This window comes from Hymenobacter sp. M1-2, assembly GCF_057808495.1.
Window position 1 is genome coordinate 234458 of the sequence record NZ_JBTYZO010000007.1, and the last position, 8762, is coordinate 243219.

Here is an 8762-nt window from a genome sequence, read left to right on the forward strand (position 1 = left end):
GCGCGAAGCAGGCGGTTATATGGCCTGCTCAAATAGCACAATGCGGCCGGAATATTCATCAGCCCACTCGCGGGCTTCTTCCTCATCGGCTTTTTTATTCGCAGATACCGCAGCCTCTCCTGCTTCTTCCAGTTCGGCATCTTCTTCCTCTGAGAAAAATTCGACGTCGGAATGACAATTCAGAACAATGTCGTTTTCTTCCAGCGTGATGGTACCACTGCCGGTCAAGCTGAACTCACCCACGCTAGGCAAATCCAGCTCCTGAAATAGAAAGTCTCCCAAACCAGACGCAAAATCGTCGACGTCGCCATAATTGGCTTCTACTTCTTGGCTATCAACCAGAGTGCTAACCATTCCATCGTCGCAGCCACAGTCCCAACGAACGGCCACTTGCCGGCCATCTTGTAACAGGGAAAGCAGTTGCTCTTTTACTTTATCGGGGTTCATAAGCGGAATGCTGCTGGCGCAGCCACATCTTTTTCTGGTGGAGATAAAATTTAATTGTTCAAGTGAAGTGATTATTCAGCCGCTAGCTTGAACAGAAGTTGCCGCCCGGAATAATGAGCACTCATTCCTTCGTCAACTTGGGAGGCGGGCTCTTTATCCTCCTCGTCCTCCTCCTGAATGAGTGCGGCATCTTCTGCAATCGGCACAGGCCGTACTATTCCCATAGCAAGTAGCTCTTCATCTGTGTACTGCGCATAGAATTCAGGATCTTCCAAATATACTTTTGCCTGCGAACTGTATTCCAGAAACACCTCCTTACCAGTTATGAAAAACTGGCCGCTACCATTCATGCTAAAGTCGCCAGCATCGGGCAGTTCGAGCTTTTCGGTGAGGTAACGTTCTAAGCCGTAAGGAAAGTCGTTTACCTCATCATAAGTGCTGTGCAGTTCGTGCCCATCCACGCTGGTGTAAACGAAAGATTCGTCGCCCCCGCAATCCCAGCGGACTGTTACGGTGTGGCCGGCTTGTAGCAATTGCCCGAGGTGTTCTTTAGTTTGCGTGGGGTTCATGAGCGGCATAATGCTGGCGCAGCCACGCCAGCTCTTTAGGGTCGGGGCGATATTGCCAGGGATGCGTGAAGGAGAATGATTGCAGTAAATCGGCCACGGCGGGTGCGGGATGCAGCGCGGCGGCTAAGGTTTCAGCCGCGGGCAGACCAAGCAGTTGCTCAGCCAGATACACGCCGAAAGTGCTGGCCGTAAGCACCAGCGCGGAGCGAAGGCCGGTTCGCAGATACGGCCGCAGCACGAAAGTTCGCAACGTTTCCGGTAGTTCCGGCAGTAGGTTTTCGGGTGCGGGCAGCAAGGGCGCCAGCGTAGCATCGGCGTCGCGGAGCCATTCGTGCAGCGTGGGTACGCGGCCTAGCATGTCTTCTTTGCAGTGCTCGGCGGCTACGTCGCGCACTAGCACGGTGCGGCCGGCAGAGGTTATGAGGAAGTCGCCTAGTAATTCAGCGGCCCATTCGATGCCGAGCGTGTGATGAAGTAGCAGACGGTGACGCGCATGGAAGCAAAACAGCTTGCTGCTGTCCAGGAACCGGTGTACCGCCACGTAATCGGCTGGCTCGCCGCCGAATTTGCGCTGGGAAAGCAGGCTATGTTTCCAAATATCCATTATGGCCTGAAAGTAAACATTAGGGCCGCCATATCACTATATTCTCCTCACCGGCTTCGTTTTCCTCCTCCACCAACTCCCACTTCAGAAAGCGGGCAATAGCAATCATCAAGTCCAGTTGGCGAGCCTCCACAGTGCCAGCCGCGTCTTTGGAACACACCACTGATATGAGGTTCACTGTCTCGTACCACGTATCGGCCAGCACATGGAAGTTGCCATCCGTGGTTTTTACCAAAGTCAGATCCAGCCAGGGGAAGGACGTGTCGGCGGCTACGTAGCAGAGCGGCGTCTTCTCCGCCAGCTCGGGTAAGGTGTTCAGAAACTGTTTCAGCACGTCAGTAGCCACATCGGTCCCATAACTAGCGGAGGCTCGAATTTCATAGTAGCTATAGAGCGGGCTCCACATCTCGCTTGAATCGGTATTGATATATATAAAGCTCTGGCAGCAGGGCTCGAACCTGCGTCCACCCGGTCCTAGAGCCGAGCGCTCTTCCACTGAGCTATGCCAGAGTTGCAGCGAGGACCGGGTTCGAACCGGCGTCCATCCGGGTAGAGCCGGACGTTCTACCACTGAACTACCTCGTTGCGGTTGTCTAATTGTCCTGCGGACGAATCTCCTGGACTTTTTTCCCGGAGAAGTATTTATGCCGCCGCAGTATGTGGGCAAGGTACGGATTTGATACGCTCACGCCATGCACCAACTCGGGCGTGGGCCGAAACTCGGCTACTCCATGCGGCCGGGGCGCCAACCAGCCTGATTTAGCAGCATTGAGGCCAGCCCGTTCGCAAGCATCGGCTACGGTAGCGCGGGTGCAAGGTGTGGCGCCAGCAAATACTTCCCACGGAAACGGCAGTTCGGCCCATACTTGCGTGTTCGGGTCAAGGCCGCCACCAGCCTGTTGGTGCCACGCTACTACGTCGGCGGCCATGAGGCGCAGTACTTTGCCAAAACACAACTCATCGAGTACAAACTCCATCCCGAGGGCATAAAGCAAGTTGATCCAGTTGTCGCGCGCTTTGTTCCAGGCCGCGGCAGCGGCATTCCAGGTCGAGGAATCGTCGTCGCGCTTTACTACCATCGAAGCTTTGCGGAAGGTGTTTTGCGCCCACGTGTCCCGCAGGAATGCCGCTAGTTCTTCGAGCAAATGAGTCCAGCGGCCTAGTAGCTCGCCTTTCCGGGCATCGGAAAGATGGACCAGAGCTTCGGGGTTGGGATACACGTGGGCAATGGCCCACCAATTAGTAGACAGTGGCTCGGTTGCAGCCACTGGCTTCGTATTCAAGCCTAACCATTGGCTTAAGCTAGGACGTGGGTTGGGACCTTGGCAACGCTTAAACAGCATATCGGCTACCTCATCGTAGGGCCGCTGCTGGCCGTAGATGGTGAACTCGCTACGCAAGTTGCAGCGGGCCGTGTAATAGGCGATGAAAGCGGCACTGAACAGGTCTCGGGCAAACTCCTCGTAACTCAGTTCGTGCACAAAGCCGTGCTTGCCAACCCTGCGAAAATCGTACTTCTGGTGTTCGACTAGCAGCCGGTGCAGCTTCTGCTCCAGATGCCGCAAGCTGCGAAAGAGCTTATTGTAGCGCCGCTTCGAGAGGTCGAGGCCAGCGGCAGTGCGCGCGGCGCGGTCGAGGCGGTCGGTGCGGTAGTTGTGGCGCCCCACTTCTTTGGCAATAAGCGGGCTGAGACGTTGGAGGAGTGCTTCGATTTCTACTGGATCGTCATATTTCAGCGTGGCCTCCTCGTCTGGAACGGCAAATAACTCCGCCGCTTTACGACTCTGCTTGCCGGCTCCTACCGGTGCGTTGAATTCCTCTAGCATAGCCGTGTACTGCCACACACTACGGTGCAAGGAGTGCTGCGCGGCGGTGTGCAAGGTGGCCTGCTCAGTGGGCGTTAGCTCATCGGCAAGCAAGGACACCAGCAGCTCCGCTACGTCTTCGGGTCGCCGCCGCTGATTAAGGGTTTCGTAAAGAATACGCAGACTCATGAGCTATACCATTTTAATTGCGTCGGCGCTTCAAGCTATGCTTTTGATCTGAATTTTCTTGCCATTGAACACTGCTTCCTCTCCTACCCGCTTCCCAGCCAGCGCGGCCGCCATTGGAGCCGCCACCGATACGGCAAAGTAGTCCTGCCCATCCAGGGTAAGCTTGCCCGCGCTGATGCTGATGTAGAACCAGCCCAGAGTGGTATGCACCAGGGCGCCGGGCCGCACGGTGTCGCAGGCGGTGTCGGGGTGGATGCGCTGCAATTCTCCCTGGAGTTGTAAGGCCTGCTGGAGCTGCACGGCGTTGCGGTTACGCTCCTCCTGGGCCATGGCCCGGCCGGTTTCGTACTTGTCGCCGGCACTGCTTTTGGTTTCGGAATTGGCCGAGTCCTGCGCGGCTTGCATGGCCTGCTGCGCGGCGTCGATGCGCTGCTGCACGTGGGCGAGGCAGGCGACGTGAAGCTGGGGTTTGAGAGTAGTAGTGGGCATTAAGTCGATAGTTCGGTAAGAGCTTCCTTGACTTTGAGCACCCACTGTTCGTCTTCGGGTGCCACAACTACCATTTTGAAATTATGACGCTCGGCTTCTAAACGAACACCTTCCGAATCATCAATTAGCAAATCAATATCAAAACTTGGTGGGTGCTTCGTACAACGTGTTTTGACCTCACGAGTATGGCGCGCTTGGTTTACTATGCCATCTAACCAGATGCCGTGGAGCCAGAATAGCTTGCGAATGTACCAGGGGCTGCGGTAGGAGGTGGTATATACCCATACCTCCCACTTATGCTGATGGCAGTAGTCAGCTAGCTCCATAACTCCCGCTCGTAAGGCCTCTCCCCCCAGCAGCTTTGCCCATGTGACGCGACGCGGACGCTCCAGCGGGAAATCATAGTTGTAACGGATTAAGGTATTATCAAGGTCAAAAGCAACGCGCATAGCAGGAAGGCAAAAGCAGTACGTTCTTAATTAATAGAAGTCAATTCTAGAAGTTAGCGCTGAATCAGCTAGTCCACGCCTGCCACACTATTTCAGCGTGATTCTCAACTCGCCAATTCAATAGGAGTTGCCCTAGTTTGTTGATGGAGGCTATTTCCGCAGGTATTGAAAACTCAAGCTTGCACCGATACGGGTCAACATTATTGTCGTCTGTAATTACTTGCACTGCCGCGTGCCCTTGCGAGTCATAGCAGTAAGCACTAAGGCTCATGTAAGCTGAATCGGAGTCCTTCTGGCCTGTTTCAAATACGACTTGCTCCGTGATATCTCGCGGAAATGCTACGAGCCTGCGTCCAAAGTCTTTCCAGGTATCTACATCACCGTAAAATTGGGTGCGACACTCTAATGTGTCTTTTGCAACGACTACCTCAAACGTGCAGTCTTCATCACAATCTACGCTAGCAGCAAATCTTATTTGCCCTGATTTCATCTCCGTTTTACCTTGTCCAATTGTCGCAAGTCCGCGGCATCTTTTGGGCGGCCTGTGCTGGCTTTATTTTTTCGCAAATCGGCCAAGCTAATAAAGTTGATGGCTACTCCGTCCCACGTGGTTGATTCACAAACGGCAAAGCATTCAGCGAACTGCACGCCATCTACTTCCGTCAAAATATCGATTCGGATGGGCGATACTCCTAATTGCACTACCGTGCCGGGTTGAAGGAAATCGGCTTCCTGATACATCGTACCGAATCCAAACTCGTGCATCACCCGCACCATACGCGCGGCGTTATCGGCGGAGATTTCCATCCACACATCAATATCTCCAGTGTGGCGCACGTAGCCATGATAGGCAACAGCATACCCGCCTACTACCATATAGCGCACTTCATGGGTGTTTAATAGCTCGATAAACTCTTTGTAGTCTTGGTCCAGGGAATTGGCTAGGGTCATGACGATAATAAAACCAAAGAGAGTGAGCTCGAATATACTCCAGTGCCGCCAGCCGTTCCTGGGGTGTTTTCGTTAGCCAATACGCTATATCATCAGCGTCTTGATCGTGCTGTAAAGTGGTTTTGCGGGTAGCGGTTCGGTCTAGGCGAGGCATACAACAAGATACGGCTTTTGAGTAATGAGATTTAAGTATTAAGTAGTTAGATGTCGTTCTATCAACTGTATTTCAACACTTTGCATTTTATTCTCAGTACTCAATACGAACATCTCATTACTTACCCCGCGCTGGTCAGACCGTCCGCTACCTTACGGTCGTTGCTTAGGCGGGGCACTTTGTTCTGACCGCCGAGCTTGCCGAGGCTTTTCATGTAGCGTTGAAACGCGCCGGCAGGCAGCGGCGTGAGTTGCAGCGGCGCCAGAATATTGCCGGTTAGCAAATCATCATAATACACGTTACGGCGCCGAAGGCCAGTATCGAGGGCGGCGGCGAAGGCGGCAGCATCCTGGGGTGGACGGGCAAACTCAATGAGCCACTCGTGGCGCGAAGGCACGGCCGGGTCGTCGCTCACGCGCGGAGCCACAGTGAACTCCACAACCTCCACCTCGGGGTGCTGGCTCATGGCGTCGCGCAGGGTTTGCTCCACTTCTTCGCCGATCACGTGCTCCCCGAAAGCCGAGAGAAAATGCTTGATGCGCCCCGTCACGACGACGCGAAAGGGATATTTCTGGGTGACGCGCACCGTGTCGCCGATGCTGTAGGCCCAGAGGCCGGCGTTGGAACTAAGCACGATGGCGTACTGCTGGTCTAGCTGCACTTCGGCCAGCGTGAGGCGCGGCGGGTTCGGCTCGAAAAACCGCTCGGCAGGCACGAATTCGTAGAAAATACCAGCATCGAGCAGCAGCAACATGCCGGGGTTGCCGGGCTCGTCCTGAAACGCCAGGAAGCCTTCGGAGGCCGGAAACAGCTCCACACTATCCACTGCTCGGCCGATCGTGTCGAACAGCTTCTTGCGGTAAGGTTCGAAATTGACACCGCCGTACACAAACAGGTCGAACTGCGGAAATACCTCCCCTACTGGCCGGCCGGCGCGCGCTACTATTCGGTCGAAATACATTTGCACCCACGGCGGAATCCCGGAAATAAGCGTCATGGGCTGGTGCAGGGTTTCTTCTACGATGCGGTCCAGCTTGGTTTCCCAGTCGTCGATGATGTTGGTGGCGTAGCTCGGCAGTTGGTTGCGGCGCAGGTAGGCCGGCACGTGGTGATTGGCGATGCCCGAAAGCCGGCCCGTGGGAATGCCACTCACTGTTTCCAGCTCCGGCGAGCCCGATAGAAAAATAAGCTTGCCATCGAGGAAGCGGCTGTTGCCGGTGCGGTGCACGTAGTGCAGCAGCGCGTCGCGGGCGCCGTTGATGTGGTTGGGAATGCTGGCTCTGGTGATGGGAATGTACTTGGCCCCGGACGTGGTGCCGCTAGTTTTGGCTAGGTAAAGCGGCTTATCGGGCCAGAGCACGTCGGCCTCGCCGGCTTTCACACGGTCGAAGTAAGGACTTAGGGCTTCGTAGTCGCGCACGGGCACGAGGCGGGCGAGGTCCTGGGCTGTGCTGGCGCTGCCCAGGTCATGGTCGCGGCCGAAGGCGGTGCGGGCGCCCTGAGTCAGCAACTCGCGGAGCACTCGCTGCTGGGTGCCGATGGGGTCTTGCTGCCAGCGCGCGTACTGACGGGCAATGTAGGCGGCCAGTGGCCGGCTCAAAGTGGATTTCAGCCCCATCTTGAAGAGAGTAACGGAATAGCGAACCGAACGAAAAACAGGTCACCCGGTTGTCAGCAAATGTAACAAGGCCGCCTTTGCATACCGCGCCATCCCGGCCGACTGAGTTTTCTGGGCTTGCTCAAACTATATTTTAAAACTACATAGCTTGCCGACGGTATTACCCACGACCAATTAATCACACTTTCACCCCAACCATTTCACTCCATGATCAACCAGCGCGGTAAGGCCGTTTGGAACGGCGACATCAAAGGCAGCGGCACTATCAGTACCCAAAGCGGCTTGGTAGAAGCACCTTACTCGGTAGGCTCGCGGTTTGAAGGCCAGAAGGGCACCAACCCCGAAGAACTCATTGGAGCCGCTCACGCCGGCTGCTACACCATGTTCCTAACCAGCATCCTGACTAAGGACGGTAAGCAGGTGCAGCAAATCCGCACTGAGTCGAAGGTGACGCTGGACTCATCGGGGGAGAGTCCGAGAATCACGAAAATTTCCCTAACCACAGAAGGTGAGGTAGCGGGTATCTCGCAGGAAGAGTTTCAGCAATACGCCCAGAAGGCTAAAGAACAATGCCCTGTTTCGCAAGTGCTAAGCGCCGTGCCCGAAATGGAACTGGCCTCGGCCACTTTGAAATAAGTTTTTGTCATCGGTTTTTAGTTGATGAGCGCCCCACATTAAGTACTCCCCAAAAACTAAAAACCAATAACCAAAAACCAGTGTAAAACCGGCAATGCCTCGTGCGTCGTCGGTTTTTCGCTTTCTTTGCCTTTTGTTGCGACCCTTCTTGCCGCTATGCCCACTACTTCTACCCGCATTCGTCTTCAACCCGCCAATACCTCCCGCATTCCGTTTTGGGGACAGATTTTTATCGGCACCGTCTGGGTAGCGTACACGCTGGCCCTCATTTTCACCGACCAGGGCCTGAACGACTTGCATTTTCTGCACTACGTTTTTCTGGTGTTCAGCCTAGTGTATATCGGCTACGTGTTGGTGCATAATGCCCCTGTTTTTGGTACGCAGAGTTACCTGGAGTTCACGCCGGGCTACATTGTGCACAAAGCCGGCCTGTTCCGACCCAAGCAGGTATTCGCAGCCGAAAGCATCACCCGCCTCGACCTAGCCGCGCAGCAAGTACGCGTACACACCAAAGAAGACGGCACCTACTCCCTGAGCTTGCGCGAAGTGCGCGGCCGCAAGCGCAAACGCCAACTGCGCGACCAGCTACGCGCCTTTGCCACGCAGTATCAAATTCCATTACAAGAAACCGGCACGGTAGCATAAGCGCGTGAAGCGTAAGCTCCCGCCGATTTATCCGAGTAGAAGATCTTCATGAAAAACCCCGCGCTACTGTAGTAACACGGGGTTTTCTATTTCAATACGAGCACAGCGGCTGTCTACATTCTCCTCCGCAGGACTTAAACGCTTGGTGTGAGTTAACAACGGAAGAGGTCCGCAAAAGCCAGGGCTGGCCTTTGCCACTCTACGTT

11 protein-coding genes and 1 tRNA gene are annotated in these 8762 nt (G+C 55.0%); 2 read left to right on the forward strand and 10 right to left on the reverse strand.

Going from position 1 to position 8762, the window contains the following annotated elements; translation table 11 throughout:
- Positions 1-15: 15 nt before the first annotated feature.
- The 10 genes from ACYSMN_RS09230 to ACYSMN_RS09275 all read right to left on the reverse strand — a co-directional run bounded on the left by ACYSMN_RS09230 (position 16) and on the right by ACYSMN_RS09275 (position 7275).
- The gene (locus tag ACYSMN_RS09230) at positions 16-447 is read right to left on the reverse strand and encodes a hypothetical protein (protein WP_488923575.1); all 432 of its coding nucleotides are present in this window, start codon (positions 445-447) and stop codon (positions 16-18) included.
- Between the two features lie 71 nt (positions 448-518).
- Entirely contained in the window at positions 519-1016 is a 498-nt protein-coding gene (locus ACYSMN_RS09235; protein WP_488923576.1) for a hypothetical protein, read from the reverse strand.
- Positions 997-1620 carry a DUF6915 family protein gene (locus ACYSMN_RS09240; RefSeq protein ID WP_488923577.1) on the reverse strand — a complete coding sequence of 208 codons (624 nt, stop codon included), beginning with the start codon at positions 1618-1620 and terminating at the stop codon, positions 997-999. The genes ACYSMN_RS09235 and ACYSMN_RS09240 overlap by 20 nt, the downstream gene beginning before the upstream one ends.
- Positions 1621-1639: 19 nt before the next feature.
- Positions 1640-1966, reverse strand: coding sequence for a hypothetical protein (locus ACYSMN_RS09245; protein WP_488923578.1), 327 nt, complete (start codon positions 1964-1966; stop codon positions 1640-1642).
- Between the two features lie 168 nt (positions 1967-2134).
- A tRNA-OTHER gene (locus tag ACYSMN_RS09250) sits at positions 2135-2205 on the reverse strand.
- Between the two features lie 8 nt (positions 2206-2213).
- The gene (locus tag ACYSMN_RS09255) at positions 2214-3614 is read right to left on the reverse strand and encodes a hypothetical protein (RefSeq protein WP_488923579.1); all 1401 of its coding nucleotides are present in this window, start codon (positions 3612-3614) and stop codon (positions 2214-2216) included.
- 30 nt (positions 3615-3644) lie between these two features.
- Positions 3645-4103 (reverse strand): 3-oxoacyl-ACP synthase, encoded by a 459-nt coding sequence (locus tag ACYSMN_RS09260; RefSeq protein WP_488923580.1) that lies wholly within the window; start codon positions 4101-4103, stop codon positions 3645-3647.
- Positions 4103-4552: a hypothetical protein gene (locus tag ACYSMN_RS09265; protein WP_488923581.1), complete on the reverse strand. Its 450-nt coding sequence runs from the start codon at positions 4550-4552 to the stop codon at positions 4103-4105. Before ACYSMN_RS09265 ends, ACYSMN_RS09260 begins: the two co-directional genes overlap by 1 nt.
- Positions 4553-5038: 486 nt before the next feature.
- Positions 5039-5503 carry a nucleotidyltransferase gene (locus ACYSMN_RS09270; RefSeq protein ID WP_488923582.1) on the reverse strand — a complete coding sequence of 155 codons (465 nt, stop codon included), beginning with the start codon at positions 5501-5503 and terminating at the stop codon, positions 5039-5041.
- Positions 5504-5778: 275 nt separating this feature from the next.
- The gene (locus ACYSMN_RS09275) at positions 5779-7275 is read right to left on the reverse strand and encodes a GH3 auxin-responsive promoter family protein (protein WP_488923583.1); all 1497 of its coding nucleotides are present in this window, start codon (positions 7273-7275) and stop codon (positions 5779-5781) included.
- Between the two features lie 207 nt (positions 7276-7482).
- Here ACYSMN_RS09275 and ACYSMN_RS09280 point away from each other — a divergent pair, with 207 nt between their 5' ends.
- Together ACYSMN_RS09280 and ACYSMN_RS09285 are read left to right on the forward strand one after the other, a co-directional pair.
- A complete protein-coding gene (locus ACYSMN_RS09280; RefSeq protein WP_488923584.1) occupies positions 7483-7911 on the forward strand; it encodes an OsmC family peroxiredoxin in 429 nt (142 codons plus the stop codon).
- Between the two features lie 156 nt (positions 7912-8067).
- Positions 8068-8556: a hypothetical protein gene (locus tag ACYSMN_RS09285; RefSeq protein ID WP_488923585.1), complete on the forward strand. Its 489-nt coding sequence runs from the start codon at positions 8068-8070 to the stop codon at positions 8554-8556.
- Positions 8557-8762 lie beyond the last annotated feature (206 nt).